The sequence below is a fragment of the Streptomyces sp. ISL-99 genome (genome assembly GCF_018614005.1).
Lineage (GTDB): Bacteria > Actinomycetota > Actinomycetes > Streptomycetales > Streptomycetaceae > Streptomyces > Streptomyces flavidovirens.
The window spans coordinates 82,651-105,177 of the sequence record NZ_JAGGPC010000045.1; the positions used below are offsets into that span (position 1 = coordinate 82,651).

Sequence of the window (22,527 nt, forward strand, 5' to 3'; positions counted from 1 at the left end):
GCTTCCGCCGACGCCCAGGCGCCCCGTGACCGGGACCCCCGGACGACTACCGGGTGGCCGTCCAGGGAATCGTGCCACCTTCGGCACTCGAAAACGTACTCATGGGTTTCGCCGGCCCGTGACGTACGCCGCCCCTTGGAGAGCGAGACTTTTACAGCGCCCTCGGCATCGCTGCGGTACTCCGCGGCTATCTCGGCACGGACCGCGGCCAGAAGTTCTTCCGCCGGATAGGGCAGTCCTGCCTGAGCCATACGCACCGCTTCCCCCGAGACTCCGTATCCGGTCAGCGTATATATCAGCCCACATCCGTCGGGAGTCTTTGTCGGAGGTCGGCTATACGGTTGATCCAGTTCGTTGATCTGACACAGCACCCCACAGCACGAAGGAGATCGCCGTGAGGCCGACGCTGGCAGCCGCGCAGCTGCAGGGCAGTCTGACGCAGTACCTCACGACGACGTACGCGCTCACGGACGAGGACACCCGGGTCGCGCTGGAACGGTTTCTCGAGGACCCGGAAGGGGGGATCTTCCGGGGTCCGTATCTGCGGATCAGGACACCGTTCCACCAGGCCGGGGACGCGTGGCGACAGCATCTGGAGTGGGCGCCGGACTTCACCCCCTATCGGCATCAGGCCAAGGCCTACGAGCGGCTGAGCACCTTGCGCGGAGCGGCTCAGCCGACGCTGATCACCACGGGCACGGGCTCCGGCAAGACCGAGTCCTTTCTGGTACCGGTGCTGGATCACTGCCGGCGGGAGCGCGCCAAGGGGCGCAGCGGCGTCAAGGCAGTACTGCTCTATCCGATGAACGCTCTGGCAACCGACCAGGCGGGGCGCATCGGGGAGTACCTGGCGCAGCCTGAACTGGCACAGGTCACAGCGGGGCTGTACATCGGCGACCGGCCGGACACGGACTTCCGGCGCGTGATGACCCGGCGCGAGGAGATGCGGGTATCGCCTCCCGATGTGCTGGTGACGAACTACAAGATGCTCGATCTGCTGTTGCAGCGGAGCGAGGACCGGGCGCTGTGGGCGGACGCCGAGATCTCCTACGTCGTACTGGACGAGTTCCACACCTACGACGGTGCGCAGGGCACGGATGTTGCGATGCTGCTGCGCAGGCTCGCGTCGGCCACCGGGCAGAGCCGGCCGGGGAAACCGCTCGGGTCGATCTGCCCCGTGGCGACTTCGGCGACACTCGGCGAAGGTCGGCCGGGGAGCAGCTCGGGCGGGCTCCTGGAGGTCGCGGCGCAGGTCTTCGGGATGCCGTTCCCGGCGGATGCGGTGATCGGTGAAGAGCGGATGACCGCCGAGCAGTTCACCGGTGAGGTGGACTACGAGCTGCCGGAGCCGCCGTCGCCCAAGGAGGTCATCGAGTGCTCGGGCGGCCCTGGGGTGGAGTCGCATCCCGACCGGCTGGACATGGACGGGCTGGCGGCCCGGCTGCTGGGCAAGCGGGGGCTGACCGCATTCCAGATCGGCCGGATGCTGAAGCGGCACGACTTCACACAAGGCGTTCTGTCGCTGCTGAACGGTGAGCCGCTGAGCGAGTGGGAACTGCGAGATCGCATGGGGCGGTTCGGGTACGCGTGGGGGCGGACCGCGCGGGAGAATCCCCGCCTGGCGCTCCGGGCACTGTCTCGTTTCGTGGCGCTGCTGTCGGCGGCTCGCGACCCGGAGTCGGACGAGAGGCGGCCAAGGCCGCTGCTGCATATCGAAGCCCATCTGTGGGTTCGTCCGGTGGGACGCATCCTGCGCGGTGTGGGCCCCAAGCCCGAGTTCTGGTGGTTCGAGGACGACCGTACGGCGGCCCGCCGAGCCGCGCTGGCTGCCGCACCCGCCGGTGGAAGCGAAGACGAAGAGGGGGCATCGAGCGGGTGGACTTCGGGCGATTCACGGCGGCCGCAGCCCTTCCCCGGCACGGACACCACAGTGCGCGAAGCCTCTGTCCGGCTTCCGGCCGTGTACTGCCGCAACTGCGGACGCTCGGGATGGGCAACGATCTCTCCGGAGGCGGACCCGCAGCAGCTGGTCATGGGCCAGGACAAGATCTGGCGGGCCGGCGTGGGCCGGGACAAGAGGCGCATCCGGTATTTCATCGCCGCGACAGCCGCGGAGGCGCAGAACGCGCTGGACGCAGTCACCTCGGCGAAGCCCTCGCCCGGGACGGACGCGCCACCGGTTGTGGTCCTGGACGGGGCGAACGGGACGTACCGGCTCCCCGTTGCCTCCGATGCGGAAGAGCTTCAGGACGCCTGGTTCGCCCTCGCCATCACGGAGAAGAAGTCCGCGGACAAGGCGGCGCTGGACGACCGCTGCCCGGCATGCAACAGCGACAACGCGGTGCGCTTTCTCGGTACGCGGCTGGCGGCGCTGGCCGCTGCCACCGTCACTCAGCTGTTCACCGGCGGCGACATCGCGCTCGTACCGGAAGAGCGCAAGACGCTGCTGTTCAACGACTCGACGCAGGACGCGGCACATCGGGCCGGATATGTGGCAAACCGGTCGTACACGTTCTCATTGCGCTCTCTACTCGCGCACAACCTGGAGGATTCCGGGGAGCCCATCGCGCTCAACGACCTGATCGGGAACATCCTCGACTCGGTCGACGACCCACAGGCGCTGGCCGCCGTCGTTCCGCCGGATCTGCATGACGAGCCCGGCGTGGACCGGCTGTTGTCCGGGCGAGGCACGGGAGACGTACGTACGTGGAAGCTCATCGGTGAGCGGCTCGCGTTCGCCACGGTGATGGAGTTCGGACTCCGGTCCCGCCAGGGACGGACGCTGGAGCTGACGCGCACGGCGGCGGCCGAGGTACTCATCGAGAATCCGGACCGGATCACCAGCCTCGCACGGGATCTGCATCTCTCACTGCCTGGGCAGCTTCTCGCGGTGGGCGGTCTGCCGACCGCTGAGCGTTATCTGGCCTTCGTACGCGGGCTGCTGGAACGCATCCGTCAGCGCGGAGGGATTCGCCATCGCTGGCTGGAGCCCTGGATGAAGGATGCGGGAGTCACCCGCTTCAAGATCTGGGGCGGCCGCCCCGACGGTATGCCCGCCTTTCCGGATGGGATCGCCGCGCCGCGATTTCTGCTGGACGGGCAGAAGGACCGGTCGGCTTTCGACACGATCACCGGGCGCCTCGGCTGGTACCAGGACTGGACCAGCCGATGCCTGGAGCTCGACGCGGCCGGGGCCACCGAGTACCTGCGACGGCTCCTTCCCGTACTCGCCGAGGAGGGCGCACTCGCGGTGCGTACGGCTCAGGACCGTACGACCAGGGTGTACGGGCTCCAGCCGGGTCACATCCAGGTGCGGCCACTGGCCGACACCGCGGTGAACAAGGCTTTTGTCAGTTGTGAGGACTGCGGCTGGCAGCAAGTCGTGGACCCCGCGCAGCGCACCCGCTGGTACGGACATCCGTGCCCGCGATACCGCTGCCGGGGCTACATGACAGCTCCACAGCCGGGGTCTCCCGTAACCGGCAGTAGCAGCTTCGGCGGCTCCAAGGCACGTGACTACCGAGACGACTACTACCGCCACCTGTACATCACTGGCGGCACATTCCGTGTTGCCACCGCAGAACACACAGGCATGCTCACGCGGCCGCAGCGTGAGCGGGTCGAGCGGACGTTCCGCGACGGCACCCACTACACGGACCCCAATGTGCTGTCCTGCACGCCGACGCTCGAACTGGGCATCGACATCGGTGATCTGTCAGCCGTACTCCTGGGGTCTCTCCCGAAGGGCCCCGCAAATTATGTCCAGCGAGCGGGCCGCGCCGGCCGCAAGACGGGGAACACTCTGGTAGTGGCCTTCGGTGGCAGGCGCGCTCGAGACCTGTACTACTTGGACGAGCCTCGGGAAATGATCGCCGGGGAGATCGTGCCGCCAGGCTGCTATGTCTCAGCGGTCGAGATTCTGCGTCGTCAGTACACGGCGCACCTCCTCGACCTTGCCGCACGTGGGGCGCTGACAACGGCTGACGGTGAGCGTATGCAGCCCGTCCCCCGCATGGTGTCCGCACTGTTCGGTACGTCCGGCTGGTGTCAGGACCTTGCCGACGCCGCGCTCACCCACGGCACCGCACTGGCTGAGGACTTCCTCGCGCTCTTCCCGTCCATTGCGGGCGCGGAGGAGAGCGGCGTATCCGATCATGCCGCTGCGGAGCTGAGGGCTTACGCGGTCTCCGGCATCGCCCGCGCACTGCAGGAGGCTGAGGAGGACTGGACCGCGCGCGGCGAGGAGCTGCGCCGTCGTATCAAGGCCATCGATTCAGCCATGGACAGCCTGGTGCGCAGCGATCCCGAACAGGACCGTGAGCGAAGGGAGCTGCTGGCCGAGCGCCGTGCGACCGGCAACCTGCTGCGCGACCTGAGCCAGTCGAGTGCGCATGGCGCTCTGGTTGAGCTGGGCCTGCTTCCGAACTACAGCCTCGCCGACACCACAACCCAGCTCGAAGCCACGCTGTACTGGACCGAGGAGCCGGCCGGCGGCAGCGACGAAGGCGCCAAGAAGGCGTACCGGAGCGAAGTGCGGGACTACGAGCGGTCCCGCAAGCTCGCCCTCTCCGAGCTCGCCCCCGGCAACACCTTCTATGTCAACGGCTACAAGCATGTGGTGCGTGCGCTGGACATCGGGAGCCCCGAGCGACGCGCGTGGTCGGTCTGGCGGCTGTGCCCGGCCTGCGGCTACGCCCGTACGGAGAACGCCCAGGCCGATACGTCCGCCTGTCCGCGCTGTGGTGGCCGGGAAATCGCCGACGCCGGCTGCGTTCAGTACGTGCTGGAGCCCAAGCGCGTCATCGCGCGCGACAAGCGGGATGACGCGAGAGTACGGGACGACAAGGAAGAGCGGGACCGTAAACGATTCGCCATGCTCACGACCGTCGACATCGACCCGGTGCACCTCGTGCCTGGCTCCTGGCGGCATGACACAGCTATCTTCGGTGTCGACTTCACCCGCCGGGCCGTCATCAGGACCCTCAACCTCGGCCTGGACCGGCAGGACGGCAGCAGCACCGTCCCGGTCGCGGGGGACGACGTCCGGCTCAATCCCTTCTACGTCTGTACGAGTTGTGGTGGCGCCACGGCAGACGGGCGCCCGGTCGTGGACCAGCCGCAGGGGGCGCTCACCGAGTCCCTGGCAGCCAGCACGAAGGCCAGCACGCACCACCTGCTGTGGTGTCCCCGGCGCAGGACCGCACCGGCCGATGCCGGGAGCCAGGGCAAGGGGCAGGATGTGCCGTTGCTGCTCGCCCATGAACTGGTGACGGAGGCCGTACGCATCCTCCTGCCCGCGTCTGTCGCGCGCGCCAAGGAACGTCTCGCCTCCTTTACCGCGGCCATGTTCGCAGGGATTGCCGCTCGCTACGGCGGCGACCCGGACCACATCGACATCGCCCCTGCCTCTATGCCGGACGGCGGCGACTCCGACTGGCCGCGCCGCTTCCTCGTCGTGTACGACCGGCTGCCCGGCGGCACGGGATACCTGCACCGGCTCGCCAGCGCCGAAGGCTTCCGTGAGGTGCTGCTCAAGGCCCGGGAGGTCATCGAGAGTTGCCCTTGTATCGAGAAGGGCCTGGACGGCTGCCACCGCTGTCTGCTGCGCCGGGTTCCGGCCGGAGACTACGACAAGGTCAGCCGCAACGAAGTACGGCAGATGCTGGACGAGCTGCTCGGCGAGCACGGCGAGGCGTGGCAGACGTCCACGGTCGCGGCAACCCATGACATCCCGATGGACCGACAGGCCGAGAGCGACCTCGAGGTCATGTTCATCGACACGCTCAAGGACTGGGCCGGGCTGGCCGACTCGCGAGCGAGCGCGGACGCCTACACGACCACGGCCGGCACCTACTCCCTCGACCTACGCCTGACCGGCGTCGACGGGGCAACCCTGAGCTGGCGTGTGTCCCAGCAGCGTGTGCTGGACGGCACACGCCCAGATGTGTTGTTCGAGCGCCTCGACGCTCCTGGGCCCCGCCTCGCCCTCTACCTGGACGGCTTCGAGTTCCACGCGAGCCAGAAACACAACAGGCTCGCCGATGACGCCGCGAAGCGGACCAGGCTGCGGGCCGAGGGCCTGCGGGTATTCCAGCTCACGTACCACGACGTCAAGGAGTGGCGTACGCGGGTACGCGACACGGGCTACGCCGGTGCCGGACCGGCCGATCCGGTCTGGCGGCCGTACGGGGACAGCGGGCAGGCCCGCGCCCGCTCGTACTACGCGAGTGCCCGCGGCGGCCTCCCGGGCGAACTGGCAGAGACGGTGTGGGTCAACCCGGCGGACCTGCTTCTCTCCTATCTGCGTGCGCCCGATGCCGATCGCTGGCTGTGGCGTGCGGAGGCTGCCGTCGCCGGGCTCACCGGGGCCGGCGCCCGTGCGGTGGCGCTCTCCCCGGAAGTGGTCGGCGCACAGCTTTCCGCCGTGCTGCGCGGCTCAGACCCGACCGGGCCGAGAGGTCCCGTACAGGTGCTGACAGCAGCCGACCTGTCCGGGTGCCCGGTGGCTGCCGCAGCCGACGGACGTCACAAGCCACCCGCTTGGACAGCACTCACGGTGCTGGACGACAGTGCCCGTGCGCTCGCCGACGAAGCACACAAGCGCCGTTGGCAGGCGTGGCTGTACTGGAGCAATCTGCTGCAATTCCTGGAGCGAGGAGGTGGCGACAGCGCTCAGCTGACAACAAGCCAGCTTGACGGTTTTTCCACCGAGGTGCTGGCCGTGACCGGGGGTTCCGGCTGGCTGACCTCCACGCGTATCGAGCTTCCGGGGCCGGAGACTCAGAGTGCCCCCGCCGAGATGGCCCCCGCCCCGGAACCGGCCCCGGCACCCTTCACGGTCGTACGTGAAGGAGCTTGGACCAAGGTGCTTGAGTATCTCGACCCGGACGAGCCCGGACTGTCCGAACTCGCCCAAGACCTGGCCATGCTGGGGGTGCCCGTACCAGCTGCCGGCTACGAGCTCGATGACCGGGGGTGGATGGCCGAGCTCGCCTGGCCCGGTGCCAGGATTGGCATCGTCACAGCACCCAGGCCGGCGAGCGACGAGCCCGACTACGAAGCCGAAGACCGGGACAAGGCCTTCGCCACCGCCGGCTGGGAGGTACGTCCGGCTCCCGCATGGACTGTCACCGAGCTCTCAGAAGTCCTCGGCGTGAAACCATTCGGCCGCGCCGAGCATCGTGATCCACAGGACAACGCGTCAACCCACGGGGAAGCACAGTCATGACCTATTCCGCCATTTCTCTGCGTCTCCTCGACAAGGCCGACAAGGAGATCCTGAAGCTCCCCCGCTCGGTCAAGGGCGCGATCTACGACTTCCAGCACAAGTTCAAGGACAACCCCGGGGCAACCGGTCTGCAGTTGAAGCAGCTCAAGGGACATGACCGCCTGTGGTCGGCGCGGGTCAATGACGAGTACCGGGCCCTTCTCCTGCGTCTCGCGGACGGCGACTGGCTGATTGTCGCGGTGAAACACCGCAAGGATGTCTACGACAATCTCGGCCGGTTGAGCTACGGCATCAACCAGATCACCGGTGGTATTGAGTACGTCGATCTCCAGATCGTTGAAGAAAGTGTGCTGCGCCGGGCTGCTCCCGCGCGGCCGGAGCCTGCTCGGACCCCCACCCAGCCGCCGCAGCCGGAACCGCTGTTCGCACTCTTCTCCGACGAGCAACTCACCGACCTCGGTGTGGCCGAGCCGCTCGTCCCGGTCGTCCGCACGCTCACCACCGAGGATCAGCTCCTCGGCCTCGTCGAATATGCACCGCAGCTGACCGGCGAAGTCCTGCTCGCCCTCGCCGACGGAAAGTCGTACGAGGACGTACTGGACCAGGTCACCGCACCGGTGGCGGCGCCGGAAGCCGTGGACCCTGAGGACTTCCAGGTGGCGGCCGAGCGGCCGGCCACCATGGTCACGACCACGGACGAAGCGCTGCGCGAAGCCCTGGAAGGCGGCAATTTCGGCCGCTGGAAGGTCTTCCTGCACCCGACGCAGGCAAAGCTCGTGGGACGTGATTACTCGGGGCCCGCCCGTGTGGGCGGTGGCCCTGGCACGGGCAAGACCATCGTCGCCCTGCACCGCGTCAAACACCTCGTGGAGCAGCTCCCACCGGGACGCGACAAGCCCGTACTGCTCACCACGTACAACAAGAACCTGGCTGCGGACCTCCGGGCGCGACTGCTGGAACTCGGCGGCGAGCGGCTTCTCTCCCGAGTGGAGATCAGCCACGTCGACCAGGTCGCTCTGCGTATCGTCCGCGAGGCCGAGCCGGGCAGCAAGAAGCAGACTCTCGACGACAGCCAGGCGCTGCGTGAGTGGCGGTCGCTGCTTGACGAGCTGGATGAGACGGGCTGGGACGCGCAGTTCTTGCACGACGAGTGGACCCAGGTCATTCTCGGTCAGGCCGTGACCTCGCGTACTGAGTACTTCCGGGCCCGACGTGCGGGTCGTGGCAAGAGCATCGGTCGGGCCGAGCGGGCCGAGATCTGGCAGCTGGCCGAGCGCTTCACACAGCGCCTGGACCGCCTTGGCCGACAGACCTGGGAGCAGGTGGCCGAGCGGGCCGCCCGTCTCGAACTGGAAAGAGAACAGCGAATCCAGGCCATCGACCGGCAGCGTGAGGAGGCCGGGGGCTTGGACAACATCCATCTTCAAGCCGGTTCCGGGGGGTGGCTGCGGTACCGCTACCAGCACGTCGTGGTCGACGAAGCCCAGGACCTCAAAGCCGCGCACTGGAAGATGCTCAGAGCCATGGTGCCGCGTGGGCGCAATGACATCTTTCTGGTCGGTGACACGCATCAGAGGATTTACAACAACCATGTGACGCTGGGCAGTCTCGGCGTCAATATCCGCGGCCGCTCTGCCAAACTCATGCTCAGCTACCGGACCACACGTCAGATCCTGGGGTCCGCGATCGGCCTGCTCAGCGGAGAGCAGTTCGATGACCTGGACGGCAACGAGGAGACGCTGGCCGGATACCGCTCGATCCTGAGCGGTGGCCTCCCCGAACTGCATGCCACTTCCGACTGGGATGCCGAGCGAGAAGCCGTCGCCGAGCGCATCTCCGACTGGGACGACATTCCCCTCGAACAGATCGCCATCTGCGTTCCTACGAACGCGATGGCTCAGCAGGTCGCCTACACCTTGGCCCAACACGGCATCAAAGCAGTTGAGATCGGCCCGGACGGGACACGTGACGGCGGCGGCGTGCACATTGGCACCATGTTCCGATTCAAAGGGCTTGAATATCAACGCATGATCATCGCCGGTGTCCGCGACGGTTTGGTCCCCCGGGATGCGGTGACACACCTGGAGCATACGGATGCGATGCGCTACCGCAGGGAACTGCAACGGGCTCGCTCCCTACTGTTCGTCGCGGCAACCCGCTCGCGGGACACGCTCGCCATTTTCTGGCACGGTACCCCGAGCCGCTTCTTGCGGCCTCTGCTGACAGGGTGACAGGAGACGCGCCGAACCCTGGTGCCCGGCCCGTACGTGATCCCGTGTGCCAGAAGCCTCGTTCCGAGGTCGACCGGCTCATCTTGAGCAAGAGCCACCTGCCGGGGGACGCTGGGGTTGATGCGGAAGCGGAGTCCCCGTCACTTCACAGCCAGTAATCTCATCTGTACGCGCGACATCCGGCGCCACGCCCCCGGAGTACGTACGCAACCGACCGCACCCGGCGGCGAGTCCCTCAAGGAGGCAATGTGGCCGACGAGGCATTCAGCATCGACAAGCGACCGCTGCGAGATCTGCTTCGGCAGGTCGAGGACGGGCGAGCCCAACTGCCCGAATTCCAGAGGGGCTGGGTTTGGCCACACCCGAACATCACCAGTCTGCTGGCGTCGATCTCGCTGAGCTACCCCGTCGGAACGGTGATGCTGCTCCAGGCCGGCGGCGACGTCCGGTTCAAGTGCCGGCCGATCGAGGGCGCGACACCCCCTGACAGGACCGAGCCGGACACCCTCGTTCTCGACGGTCAGCAGCGGCTCACCTCCTTGTACCAGTCGCTGAAGCTTGGCGAACCCGTCGTCACGCAGGATCTCCGCAAGCACCGGGTGTCCGGCTGGTTCTACGTGGACATGCTCGCGGCGGTCGACGAGACCGCCGATCGCGAGGAGGCGATCCGGTTCCTTCCTGCGGATCGCGTCGTACGCAACTTCCGCAGCGAGGTGGTCGAGGACTACACGACGCCGGAAAGGGAGTACGCGGCTCACCTCTTTCCGCTGAGCTCTGTATTCGACTACGACGACTGGGAGACCGGGTTCGAGGACTACTGGGAGGACGACAGGTCCAAGAGGAAGCTCTGGAAGGCCTTCTACAGTGCATTCGTCAAGCCTTTCGACCGATACCACGTTCCCGTCATCGAACTCGGGAAGGCCACTCCGCGTCAGGCCGTCTGCCAGGTATTCGAGAAGGTCAACACCGGGGGTGTCACTCTCACGGTCTTCGAGTTGCTGACCGCCACATTCGCGGCGGACGAATTCGACCTGAGACGGCACTGGGAGGAGCAGTGCAAAGCCGCCTGGAACGCACCCGGGTACCGCATCCTCAAGGACGTCTCCAATACGGACTTCCTCCAGGCAGTCACCCTGCTCGCCACCGCCGAGCGGCGCAACGCGGCCGCCGCGCGGGGCGAGGATGCCGAGCGTCTGCCCCGCATCGGCTGCAAGCGCAAGGACATGCTCGCGCTGTCGCTGGATGAGTACCGACGGTTCGCCCCTGCCGTGGTCACGGGTTTCAAGGCCGCGGCGAAGTTTCTGCACCAGCAGTACCTCTTCGACACCAAATTTCTTCCGTACGGCACTCAGTTGATCCCCCTCGCTGCTGTCTTCGCACTCGTCGGCGTCGACGCGCAGAGCGCGGGAGCTCAGCAGAAGATCGCCCGCTGGTACTGGCGCGGGGTGTTCGGCGAGCTCTACGGGGGCTCCACCGAGACCCGGTTCAGCCAGGACCTGCCTGATGTCACCGAATGGGTCCGCGGTTCGGCAACCGAACCCCGCACGGTCACCGCCGCACAGTTTGCCCCGGCCCGGCTCCTCACGCTACGGACTCGCAACAGCGCGGCGTACAAGGGCATCTACGCCTTGCTGCTCAAGGCCGGGGCCGTCGACTGGCGCACGGGTGAGAAGGCCGAAGTGACCGGGTACTTCGACGAGTCGATCGACATCCACCACATCTTCCCCAAGGCGTGGTGCCTGAATGCCGGATACGCGCCGGCCATGTTCAACTCCATTGTCAACAAGACGCCGTTGACCGCTCGCACCAACAGGGTCATCGGGGGCGCGGCTCCCTCCGAATACCTGGTCCGGCTGGCAAAGAGCGCCGAAACCGGAGCGGACGTGGTGGCGGAGCATATCCGGTCCCACCTCGGCGACCCGGAGTTGATGGAGGCTGATGACTTCGACGGGTTCTTCGCGGGACGAAAGGCGGCGCTGCTCGGCAGGATCTCGGCAGAGATGGGCAAAGTCATTGTGGACGATGCTCCCGGAGCTTCGGAAGCGCCCATAAGTCTCGACGAGGCGGATGACACCGACGATCTGTGACCCCGGACCATGTGCGAGCCTGCCCGCCTGTCAGCCCTGCCAGATGCAGGTGTTGCGGTGGCGGGTCGGAGGGTGATCCAGATCCTCGGCGGGCGCGCCGCGGAGCTGTTTGCACGCGCGGGTGGTGAAGAAGGGGAGGGCGGTGCGGGCTCAGGCCTCGTGTTCGCGTTGACGACGGATCGGGGTGCCTGACGCGCGTGGGAATGCGTACGACGCGAAGGTGCGCTTCAGGCAGGCCGGTGTGGGGTGGCGGCCCTCGCGGTGAGCTCGCGCCGACTCGGTGCCGGGGTAGCGCAGGTCTACGAGCGTGTGCGATGACCACGGACTTCGGCCGGTGGACCACCAGCTCGTGTCGCGGTGCTTCAGCGGTACGTGGTGGAGAGTGCGGGACATGGGGAACTCTGGCAATGGGCTTGCATGTGCGCAGCGTGTCGCGCGCCACCGGTTGTTGTCGAGCGCTTTTCCGCGCGCCCGGCTGCGGTTCGCGGATGCTCAGTGGGATCCGGTCACTGTCCAAGTGTCAGGCGTCCAGCAGTGCCGTCAGTGCGCCTACCGGGTCTTCGTCCGGGGGGCCCGTTGGCCACCAGTCTTCTGTGCCCGGGTCCGATTCGTAGGGGTACCAGCGGTCGTCGTGGCCCAGGCGGAGCTGGATGCCGCGGGTCGCGTCGCTGAGGCGGTTGCGGTGGGGGCGCAGGCGGGGGAGGTCGGCGGCGGCCAGGGCGGGGCGGGCCCGGTCGAAGGGGCCGGCCGGAGGGTCCCAGGGGGTTTCGAGGACGGACAGGCCGGTGAGGCCGCCCTGTTGCCAGGCGGCCACCGCGCGGGCCAGGTCGGTGGGGGTGCGGCCGGTCGCGCGGGCCAGGGCGGCGTACAGGGTGCGCGTGGCCGCTGTCAGGCCGGAGCCGGGCTGGACGGCGGCCAGGCGGACCGCGTCCTGCCAGGGGGTGAGCGTGGCGATGGGGTCGGTGCCGGTGGTCAGGAGCGTGTGGGCGCGGGCCGCCGCGTCCGTTACGAGGAGGTCGAGGGAGAGGGGGTCCGGGGCGCCTCGTGTGCCTGGGTACGCGCCTGAGGCGTGGCCCGGGTGCGGGGGTACGGGCAGGGTGCCGGGGAGGGGCGGCAGCGTACGCGGGGTCAGGGCCGTGGTGGCCGGTACGCCCGGGAAGGGCGGGGGTGCGGGCTTTTCGCGGGCGGAGTGGGCGGCGTTACGGCGGGCGAGTTCGTCGAGCAGGTCGCGCTCGGCCCGGCCTCGCATGAGGAGCAGGACGAAGGGGTCCGCGTCGAGGAGGCGGGCGGTCTCGTAGCAGAGGGCTGCCGCGTGCTTGCAGGGGTGGCCGCGGTCCGGGCACGAGCAGGACGGGACCAGGTCGCCGGGGGCCGGCAGCAGGTCCACGCCCACCTCGGCGGCCGAATCGACCAGGGAGTGCGGCATGTCCTTGTCGAGCAGGGCCGCCATGTGGGACGGGTTGGCCGCCGCCATGGCCAGGAAACGGTCCCAGTCGTCGTCGGAGAGCGTGCGCAGACGGATCTCCGTACGGTACGGGCGCGGGCGGCTGCCTCGTACGTACGTGATGATCCGGCCCGGCGTCACGCTGATCGCGCCGACGTTGCCCTCACTGGCGTACGTATGGCCACGGGCCAGCCGGGCCGGGTCGAGTGAGAGTGCTTCCAGGGCCTCTACCCACGCGTTGCCCCACCAACTGCTGCTGGTCGCGCTCATGCCGGCCTCCGCAGTGAGACCAGGTCGGCCAGTTCACGGTCGGTGAGTTCCGTCAGGGCCGCTTCCCCGCCGCCCAGGATCGCGTCCGCCAACGCCCGCTTGGACGCGATCAGTTCGGCGATACGGTCCTCCACCGTGCCCTCCGCGACCAGGCGGTGCACCTGCACCGGCTGCGTCTGGCCGATGCGGTACGCGCGGTCGGTCGCCTGGTCCTCGACCGCCGGGTTCCACCAGCGGTCGTAGTGGATGACGTGGGCGGCCCGGGTGAGGTTCAGGCCGGTGCCGGCCGCCTTGAGGGAGAGCAGGAAGACGGGGACCTCGGCGGACTGGAAGCGGTCCACCATCTCCTCGCGCTGCGCGATGGGCGTTCCGCCGTGCAGGAGCTGGGACGGCACCGCGCGGGCCGTCAGGTGGTCGGCGAGGAGTCGGGCCATGGTCACGTACTGCGTGAAGACCAGGACCGAGCCGCCCTCCGACAGGATCGTGTCGAGAAGCTCGTCGAGGAGCTCCAGCTTGCCGGAACGGCCGGTGAGGCGCCGCGTGTCCTCCTTCAGATACTGCGCGGGGTGGTTGCAGATCTGCTTGAGGGAGGAGAGGAGCTTCATGACGAGGCCTCGGCGCGCGATGCCCTCCGATTCCTCGATGGCCGCCATGGATTCCCGTACGGACGCTTCGTAGAGGGAGGCCTGTTCGCGGGTGAGCGAGACGGGGTGGTCGGTCTCCGTCTTGGGCGGCAGCTCCGGCACGATGCCCGGATCGGACTTCTTGCGGCGCAGGAGGAAAGGGCGTACGAGACGGGCCAGGCGCTCGGAGGCCTCGTCGTCCTCGCCGCTCTCGACCAGCCGCGCGTGGCGGGCGCGGAAGGACTTCAGCGGGCCGAGCAGGCCCGGCGTCGTCCAGTCCAGGAGCGCCCACAGCTCGGAGAGGTTGTTCTCCACGGGGGTTCCGGTCAGGGCGATGCGCGCGGGGGCCGGGATGGTGCGCAGCGCCTTCGCCGTGGAGGAGTACGGGTTCTTGACGTGCTGCGCCTCGTCGGCGACGACCATCCCCCAGGTGTGGGCGGCCAGTTCGGGTGCGCTGGTGCGCATCGTGCCGTACGTCGTCAGGATGAAGCCGCCGTCGGGTTCGCCGGCGTCGTCGAGGGTACGGGCCGCGCCGTGGAAGCGGCGGACGGGGACGCCGGGCGCGAATCGCGTGATCTCGCGCTGCCAGTTGCCGAGGAGGGACGCGGGGCAGACGACGAGGGTGGGGGCGGTGCGGGCGCGGCGGAGGTGGAGGGCGATGACCGTGATCGTCTTGCCGAGGCCCATGTCGTCGGCGAGGCAGCCGCCGAGGCCGAGGGAGGTCATCTGGTCCAGCCAGGCGAGCCCGCGCAGCTGGTAGTCGCGCAGGGTGGCGTCGAGGCCGGGCGGCTGGGCGACGAGCGCGCCCGCGCCGGTGCCGGCCGTGAGGCGGTCCCGGAGTGCGGCCAGGGCGCCCACCGGAACGGCTTCGACCTGCTCGCCGTCGACCTCCGCACTGCCGGTGAGGGCCACCGCCAGTGCGTCCACCGGCTGCAGCAGGCCCAGTTCACGCTTGCGCGCCTTGCGTACGAGCGCCGGGTCGACCACCACCCACTGGTCCCGGAGCCGGACGATCGGGCGGTGCGCCTCGGCGAGTGCGTCCATGTCCGCCTCGCTGAGCGGCTCGCCGCCGACCGCCAGCTGCCAGCTGAACGCGAAGAGTTCCTGCGCGTCGAAGAAGGGGGTGCCGTCGGTCGCGGACCCGGGCGCGGAGCGTACGACCGCGGTCGCCGTGAGCGTACGGGCCAGCTCTCTGGGCCAGTGGACCGCGACACCCGCCGCACCGAGCCTGGCGGCCGCCGGGCCGAGCAGCTCGTACAACTCGTCCTCGGACAGAGGCAGTACGTCGGGGACCGGTCGTTCGAGGAGACGGCCGAGTGGTTCCCAGACGCGCGCCGCGCGGCGCAGCGCCAGCACCGCGTCGATGCGGGCGCGCGGGCCGAAGCCCTCGCTGCCGCCGCCCGACCACAGGGCGGCCGCGTCGATGACGTGTGTGGGGTCGGCCAGGCTGTGCACCTGGACCAGGGCGGTGCCGGCTCGGCGCTCCACGCGGCCCTCCCCGCTCTCGCGCGTCTGTCCAGTCTCTGCCGGCTGTTCAGACTTTTCCGTCTCTGCCGTCTCTTCGTCCCGCGTCTCATTCGCCGCGCTGTCGAAGAGCTCGAACTGGGACAGGTCGAGGCGCAGCGATACGCGCACCCCCGCGTCCATCCCGGCCGCGACCTCCGCCGCCCACTCCCGCAGGCCCGGAAGGTGCTGCGCGGTGCGTGCCGCGAAGGGCGCGCCCACCGCGTACGCCGCTGACGGCGTGCGGGGCAGGGTGTCCACGACCGCGTCGAGGAACGCCCTCACCAGGGCCTCGGGGGCGGGCAGCTCGAGGGGCGTACGTCCCGGTAGCGGGACGGCGTGCGCCTCGGGGGGCATGGCCGCGGCGATCGCGCGTACCTGCGCGATGTCGTCGGCGTCGAGCGGCCCGGCCCGCCAGGCGTCGTGGTCCCCGGCGGTGAGCCCGGGCAGCAGCCGGCCCCGCGCGGCCAGATGCAGGGCGTGCAGCGCCGCCGCGCCCCAGCAGCGGGTGGCGGCGTGGGCGGCGGGGTCATGGCGGGCTCGGGCCAGCAGCGGCAGGGCTTCGGAGAGGGGCAGGAGGACGGCCGGCACAGTGTGGTTGCGTACGGCGGTTGTGCCGGCGCCCTGGCGACGTACGACCGTGATCTCGGTGGAGGCGTCGGGCAGTGCGCCGCCGTCGGGATCCCACAGGGCGATCCGGCCTTCACGCGGCAGCTCGGCAGGAAGAAAAACCGCGGCGCGACATCCCGTGCCCGTCATGGCTTCACCCCCGTCCCCGCTGGTCGCATGGTCGTACTCGTGCGCTCGTGGCGCCTGTGTCCCTGTCCACGTGCGAGTCTACGGGCGGGGTCTGACACTGGTCCCGGGTGACGCCGCGCAGGCGGGGGCGGCGGCGTACGCATAACGCACGCATGAACATCACGCCATGAGGCACCCGGCCCGGACCGGCACAGTCACCGAGGAAGACAGGCACCGGGACGGGGACGGGGACGCGTAACAGAGCCGACGCCGGGCTGACGAGGAACGCCGCGCCGCGCTGCCATCATCCGCCGAACGCCCGGCGTCCCCCGCGCCGGATTCGCGGGGGACGCCGGTTCCGTGGCCGGTCGGGCCCCGGTTACGCGCGACGGCGTATCCGCGCGACCAGCTCCGCGTTGTGGTGCCGGTGGGTCCACGCGATGGCCATGAGGAGCACCAGGAGAATCAGCGGCGTCGCGGCGTACTGGCCGTCGAACACCAGGAGTTGGGTGACGAACGCCCCGACCATCAGCCCACCGAGAGCGCGCGCCGCCACCCCGGACAGAACGGGGATCAGCAGCGCGATCGCGCCCGCCAGCTCCAGGCCCCCGACGACGTACATGAACCAGTCCCCGAAACCGATCTTGTCGAAGCTCTCCGACGCCGATGAGTGACCGACCAGCTTGGGAGACGCGCTCGGTACGGCGAAGAACACGGCCAGCAGGATCTGAAGGACGCGCACGGCAATACGCGCCGCCCGAGAGGATTCACTGGCGGTCGTGACGGTGCTGACGGTCGTTGCCTCGGACATCGTGGTCTCCCTGGGAAGCGGTGCGCCTTGTGCTTTCACAGATACAGACCGTGCCGCGTCCCGGAACTCATCGCCGGGTACATGTCCCACGGGAAGAGGCGATTCGTCATGATCATGCGTACTGGGAGTGAACCGAAGACCGCACGCAGTCCCCTGCGGCTCCGGCTCGTGCTGGGCCTGTGGGGCCTGCTCTGGGCCGTCGGCGGAACGCTCGCCTTCGCCGCCACCGGCCGCACCGGCTGGGCCATCGCCTGCGGCATCCTCGCCGTCGTGATCATCGCCGACCTGGTGATGGTCGTACGCCACATCCGTCAGGGCCCGCACTACCAGCCCGGCCGCGACGTCCCGCCGTACGATCCGCCGCGCCGGTGAGCCCCGCCCGGTCAGTCGTCCGCGTCGTCCGGTCAGTCGTCCGCGTCGAACCCAGCCGCCGCCAGGTACTCCGGCTTCGGGTCAAGGGCCGCCGCCAGCCGGAAGTGCCGCTTCGCCCGGTCCGCGCGCAAGGCACGCTCGTACGTACGCGCAAGGGCGAAGTGAGCGAAGGCGTTGTCGGGCTCGCGCTCCAGCACGAGCTGGAATTCGAGCTCCGCCGAGCGCAATTGGGCAGCCGCGAAAAAGGCGCGGGCCCGCAGGAGCCGGGCTGCCGTGTTCTCCGGGTGGGCCGCTATGACCGAGTCCAGGAGCTTCACGGCTCCGCGCGGATCCCGCGCGGCCAGCAGATGCTCCGCCGCGCGGTAGTCGATGATGTGGGTCTCCGGGCTGCTTTCGGGCACGCCTGCATCCTTCCGCTCACCTGATTCTTTCCAACGGCCCCGGCAACATGCCGTATTCCGCCAGAGGCCGCCGGTCAAGCAGGACACCGGTCGAGCAGGACGCCGGCCAAGCAGGCGCCGGCCAAGAAGGGCGCCACCCAGGAAGCCCGCCGTCAGGACGTCGCCGACGCGGCCCGCTCCGTCAGTTCCGCCCACACCTTGCGTACCTGCGGCTCCAGGGCCTCCAACGGCCTGTCGTTGTCGATCACCAGGTCCGCGATGGCCAGCCGCTGCTCCCGGCTCGCCTGCGCCGCCATCCTGGCGCGCGCCTCGTCCTCGGTCATGCCGCGCAACCGCACGAGCCGGTCCAGCTGTGTCTGCGGTGACGCGTCCACCACGACTACCAGGTCGTACACGGGCGCGAGACCGTTCTCGGTGAGCAGCGGTACGTCGTGGACGACGACGGCGTCCGCTCCCGCCCCGCCCTCCAGCTCGGCCGAGCGCGCGCCCACCAGCGGGTGGACGATCGCGTTCAGCGTCGCCAGCCGGGCGGCGTCCGCGAAGACGATCGAGCCGAGTTTCGGCCGGTCCAGAGTGCCGTCCGCGGCGAGGATGCCCTCCCCGAAGGCTTCGACGACGGCCGCGAGCCCTGGCGTTCCGGGCTCGACGACCTCCCTCGCGATCTTGTCGGCGTCGATCAGTACGGCTCCGTACGAGACGAGCAGCCGTGACACTTCGCTCTTGCCGGCACCGATTCCGCCGGTCAGGCCCACCTTCAGCATGCGCGGAAGCCTAGACGAGGGGCCCGGAGGGACCTAGGGCCTGTCGTCAAACTCCCGCCTGCCCCGCGACGCCTGGCACGCACTCTCGCCGCACCGGGCGAAAGCCCAAGTACGTCCAGTACGAGGGCTTCCGCCCGGCACGCCGAGAGCACGCACCAGACGCCGCAGGACCCGCCCTTCGGGCGGACGGCGGGAGTTTGACGACAGGCCCTAGACGTCGCCCTCCCGCTCCGCGAGAAAGCGTTCGAATTCGAGACCGATCTCGTCGGCCGACGGCAGCTCGACGGGCTCAGCGACCAGATTGCCCCGCGTCGCCGCGCCCGCCACCGCGTCGTACTGGTGCTCAAGGCCCCGTACGAGCGAGACGAGCTCCTCGTCGCCCTCACCGACCTGCCGGTCGATCTCGTCCTGGGTACGCCTGGCCTCCGTGCGCAGCGCGTGCGCGACGCCCGGCAGCACCAGGCCGGTCGCCGCCGTGATCGCCTCAAGGACGGTCAGCGCGGCGTCAGGGTACGAGGAACGGGCTACGTAGTGCGGCACGTGCGCCGCGACACCGAGCACGTCGCGCCCCGACTCTGCGAGCCGGAACTCGACGAGTGACTCCGCGCTGCCCGGCACCTGAGCCTCGTCGAAGGGGCTGCGGTGGCCCGGCATGAGGTCGGTGCGGTTGCCGTGCGGGGTGATGCCGACGGGGCGGGTGTGCGGGACTCCCATCGGGATGCCGTGGAAGTTCACCGAGAGGCGCACACCGAGCCGCTCGACGATCTGCCGTACGGCGAGGGCGAACCGCTCCCACTCCACGTCCGGCTCGGGTCCCGAGAGCAGCAGGAAGGGCGCTCCGGTCGCGTCCTGGACGAGCCGGACGTCGATCTCGGGCGCCTCGTACTCCGACCACTTGTCGCGCCGGAAGGTCAGGAGCGGGCGGCGGGCGCGGTAGTCCACCAGCCTGTCGTGGTCGAAGCGTGCCACGACCTGGTGGGGCAGCGTGTCCAGCAGCTTCCCGACGATCTGCTCGCCGGTCTCACCCGCGTCGATGTAGCCGTCGAAGTGGTAGAGCATGACCAGTCCGGCCGATTCCTGCGCGAGCGCCATGTCGACGACGGCGAGGCCCTTCGGCTCCCACTCATACAAATCCTGCGGATCAAGCACGATTACCGCTCCTCCTCGTGTTCGTACGGAAGAACGTGCCGTGGGGCGCGGGCATTCCCGGCCCGCGCCCCTTCTGTGATCAAGCGGTGCGGGCATGAGTAAGGCCCGCACCCCCAATGGGGAGCGGGCCTTACTTTCAGCCGGTTACCAGCTGGTGGTCAGAGCGTCAGCTCTGGCCGCCCGCCAGCTTCTCGCGGAGCGCGGCCAGGGCCTCGTCCGACGCCAGGGCGCCGGAGTTGTCCGCCGACTCCGAGGAGTAGGAGCCGCCACCGCTGCCGCCGGAGGCAGCCGGGGCGCCGGCGGCCGGGGCAGCAGCACCCTCGGCAGCGGCGGCCTCGTCGGCCTCGCGGGACTTGATGACCTGGGCCTGGTGCTGCTCGAAGCGCTGCTGCGCCTCGGCGTACTGGGTCTCCCACGCCTCGCGCTGGGTCTCGAAGCCCTCGAGCCAGTCGTTGGTCTCGGGGTCGAAGCCCTCGGGGTAGATGTAGTTCCCCTGGTCGTCGTACGACGCGGCCATGCCGTACAGCGTCGGGTCGAACTCGACCGAGGCCGGGTCGGAACCGAACGACTCGTTGGCCTGCTTCAGCGAGAGGCTGATGCGACGGCGCTCGAGGTCGATGTCGATGACCTTGACGAAGATCTCGTCGTTGACCTGGACGACCTGCTCCGGGATCTCCACGTGGCGCTCGGCCAGCTCGGAGATGTGGACCAGACCCTCGATGCCCTCGTCGACGCGCACGAACGCACCGAACGGAACGAGCTTCGTGACCTTACCGGGAACAACCTGCCCGATCTGGTGCGTACGGGCGAACTGCTGCCACGGGTCTTCCTGCGTCGCCTTGAGCGACAGCGAGACGCGCTCGCGGTCCATGTCGACGTCGAGAACCTCGACGGTGACTTCCTGGCCGACCTCGACAACCTCGGAGGGGTGGTCGATGTGCTTCCAGGAGAGCTCGGAGACGTGCACGAGACCGTCGACGCCACCGAGGTCCACGAACGCACCGAAGTTGACGATCGAGGAAACGACGCCGGAGCGGACCTGGCCCTTCTGCAGGGTCGTGAGGAAGGTCTGACGGACCTCGCTCTGGGTCTGCTCGAGCCAGGCACGGCGGGACAGGACCACGTTGTTGCGGTTCTTGTCCAGCTCGATGATCTTGGCCTCGAGCTCCTTGCCCACGTAGGGCTGGAGGTCGCGGACACGACGCATCTCGACGAGGGAGGCCGGCAGGAAGCCACGGAGGCCGATGTCGAGGATGAGACCACCCTTGACCACCTCGATGACGGTGCCGGTGACGATCCCGTCCTCTTCCTTGATCTTCTCGATCGTGCCCCAGGCGCGCTCGTACTGTGCGCGCTTCTTGGACAGGATGAGGCGACCTTCCTTGTCCTCCTTCTGGAGAACAAGGGCTTCGATCTCGTCGCCGACCTTGACGACCTCATTGGGGTCGACGTCGTGCTTGATCGAAAGCTCGCGGGAGGGGATGACGCCTTCGGTCTTGTAACCGATGTCGAGGAGAACCTCGTCCCGGTCGACCTTCACGATGACGCCGTCGACGATGTCGCCGTCGTTGAAGTACTTGATCGTCTCGTCGATCGCGGCGAGGAATGCTTCCTCGTCACCGATGTCGTTGACCGCAACCTGCGGGGTGGTGGGCGCGGTGGTCTCGGTGCTGCTCGTCATGTGGGTAAGGGCTCCGGTACGGACAGTAAGTCGTAGGTACTGCTACGCCGGGAGCCCGTATCGGCACCTGCTGACGCCGGGCAGCCTAGGAGGCGCGATTCCCGGGAACGGAAACGCCTCGACAACCGAGGGGACATACAACCGGTGCAAGCGCAGCCTGCTCTGTCTGAGGTGCGCAGGCTCGCAGCGCAACTTGTAGCATACGGGGGCAGCCGGGCAGGGTCAATGCACGAAGGCGCACACCCGGGGCGGAACGTCCCATACCCGGCACAATCAATGTTTGGCGAGGCCACAACGGCCGCACCGCACTCTGCAGCTACCGGTTCGAGCGGAGCCTACGCAGACGAGACAGACGGGCGCAATGAGCCACAGTAAGTACACCAGCAGCCCTGAAGACGCCTTCGAGGCCCTCGACACCTACGTGCCGGACGACCCCGAAGAGGGGGAGGCGACCCGCCGCGAGGCCGGCGAGGCGGAGAGCAGCAGGGCCAGCCGGGGCTGGTGGGACCGGAACGCGGACGAGTACCAGAGCGAGCACGGCGCGTTCCTCGGTGACGACCGTTTCGTGTGGGGCCCGGAGGGGCTGGACGAGGCGGAGGCCGGCCTGCTGGGCCCGGCGGCGTCCCTGAAGGGACTCGACGTTCTGGAGATCGGCGCGGGCGCCGCGCAGTGCTCGCGCTGGCTCGCGGCGCAGGGCGCCCGCCCCGTGGCCCTGGACCTTTCCCACCGGCAGCTTCAGCACGCACTGCGGATCGGCGGCGACGTGCCTCTGGTGCAGGCGGACGCAGGAACGCTGCCTTTCAGGGACGCGTCCTTCGACCTGGCGTGCTCGGCTTACGGCGCGGTGCCGTTCGTCGCCGATCCGGCGGAGGTCTTCCGCGAGGTACGGCGTGTCCTGCGGCCCGGCGGGCGCTGGGTCTTCTCCGTCACGCACCCGATCCGCTGGGCCTTCCCCGACGAGCCGGGTCCCGAGGGCCTGTCGGTCGCCGCCTCCTACTTCGACCGCACCCCGTACGTCGAGCAGGACGAACAGGGACGCGCGGTCTACGTGGAGCACCACAGAACGATCGGGGACCGCGTACGGGACGTGGTGGCCGGGGGTTTCCGCCTGATCGACCTCGTCGAGCCGGAATGGCCCGCCTGGAACACGCAGGAGTGGGGCGGCTGGTCCCCGTTGCGCGGAAACCTGATCCCGGGAACGGCGATTTTCGTCTGCGTACGGGACTAG

General features: G+C 68.9%; 13 protein-coding genes. 5 read left to right on the top strand and 8 right to left on the bottom strand.

Translation table 11 applies throughout. The features are described 5' to 3' along the window. The first annotated feature begins 394 nt into the window (after window positions 1-394). From J7E91_RS26460 to J7E91_RS26470, 3 genes are all read left to right on the top strand, one after another. On the top strand, window positions 395-7,228 hold the full coding sequence (locus J7E91_RS26460) for a DEAD/DEAH box helicase (protein WP_214908921.1): 6,834 nt from the start codon (window positions 395-397) through the stop codon (window positions 7,226-7,228). Then, complete coding sequence (locus J7E91_RS26465; RefSeq protein WP_214908923.1) at window positions 7,225-9,459, top strand: UvrD-helicase domain-containing protein; 2,235 nt, start codon at window positions 7,225-7,227, stop codon at window positions 9,457-9,459. Before J7E91_RS26460 ends, J7E91_RS26465 begins: the two co-directional genes overlap by 4 nt. Window positions 9,460-9,707: 248 nt before the next feature. Beyond that, window positions 9,708-11,546, top strand: coding sequence for a DUF262 domain-containing protein (locus J7E91_RS26470; RefSeq protein WP_214908925.1), 1,839 nt, complete (start codon window positions 9,708-9,710; stop codon window positions 11,544-11,546). Window positions 11,547-11,696: 150 nt separating this feature from the next. Here the strand turns inward: J7E91_RS26470 and J7E91_RS26475 are convergent, their stop codons facing one another. The 4 genes from J7E91_RS26475 to J7E91_RS26490 form a co-directional block, all read right to left on the bottom strand. Further along, on the bottom strand, window positions 11,697-11,939 hold the full coding sequence (locus J7E91_RS26475; RefSeq protein ID WP_251016271.1) for a hypothetical protein: 243 nt from the start codon (window positions 11,937-11,939) through the stop codon (window positions 11,697-11,699). Between the two features lie 127 nt (window positions 11,940-12,066). After that, on the bottom strand, window positions 12,067-13,260 hold the full coding sequence (locus tag J7E91_RS26480) for an SWIM zinc finger family protein (RefSeq protein ID WP_214908927.1): 1,194 nt from the start codon (window positions 13,258-13,260) through the stop codon (window positions 12,067-12,069). Further along, window positions 13,257-16,145, bottom strand: a complete 2,889-nt coding sequence (locus J7E91_RS26485; RefSeq protein WP_214908928.1) for a DEAD/DEAH box helicase — start codon at window positions 16,143-16,145, stop codon at window positions 13,257-13,259. Before J7E91_RS26485 ends, J7E91_RS26480 begins: the two co-directional genes overlap by 4 nt. Before the next feature lie 358 nt (window positions 16,146-16,503). Beyond that, entirely contained in the window at window positions 16,504-16,935 is a 432-nt protein-coding gene (locus J7E91_RS26490; protein WP_214908929.1) for a DoxX family protein, read from the bottom strand. Between the two features lie 114 nt (window positions 16,936-17,049). Between J7E91_RS26490 and J7E91_RS26495 the strand changes: the two genes are divergently transcribed. Next, on the top strand, window positions 17,050-17,307 hold the full coding sequence (locus J7E91_RS26495; RefSeq protein WP_214909038.1) for a DUF6343 family protein: 258 nt from the start codon (window positions 17,050-17,052) through the stop codon (window positions 17,305-17,307). A gap of 32 nt (window positions 17,308-17,339) precedes the next feature. On the opposite strand, the gene J7E91_RS26500 is transcribed toward J7E91_RS26495, so the two are convergent. The 4 genes from J7E91_RS26500 to rpsA form a co-directional block, all read right to left on the bottom strand. Continuing rightward, window positions 17,340-17,708, bottom strand: coding sequence for a tetratricopeptide repeat protein (locus J7E91_RS26500; RefSeq protein ID WP_214908930.1), 369 nt, complete (start codon window positions 17,706-17,708; stop codon window positions 17,340-17,342). 152 nt (window positions 17,709-17,860) lie between these two features. Further along, the gene (gene coaE, locus J7E91_RS26505; protein WP_214908931.1) at window positions 17,861-18,469 is read right to left on the bottom strand and encodes a dephospho-CoA kinase; all 609 of its coding nucleotides are present in this window, start codon (window positions 18,467-18,469) and stop codon (window positions 17,861-17,863) included. Between the two features lie 210 nt (window positions 18,470-18,679). After that, window positions 18,680-19,561, bottom strand: a complete 882-nt coding sequence (locus J7E91_RS26510) for a PAC2 family protein (protein ID WP_251016297.1) — start codon at window positions 19,559-19,561, stop codon at window positions 18,680-18,682. Window positions 19,562-19,784: 223 nt separating this feature from the next. Then, entirely contained in the window at window positions 19,785-21,299 is a 1,515-nt protein-coding gene (gene rpsA / locus J7E91_RS26515; RefSeq protein ID WP_214908933.1) for a 30S ribosomal protein S1, read from the bottom strand. A 361-nt stretch (window positions 21,300-21,660) separates the two neighbouring features. Here rpsA and J7E91_RS26520 point away from each other — a divergent pair, with 361 nt between their 5' ends. Further along, the gene (locus J7E91_RS26520) at window positions 21,661-22,527 is read left to right on the top strand and encodes a class I SAM-dependent methyltransferase (protein ID WP_251016272.1); all 867 of its coding nucleotides are present in this window, start codon (window positions 21,661-21,663) and stop codon (window positions 22,525-22,527) included.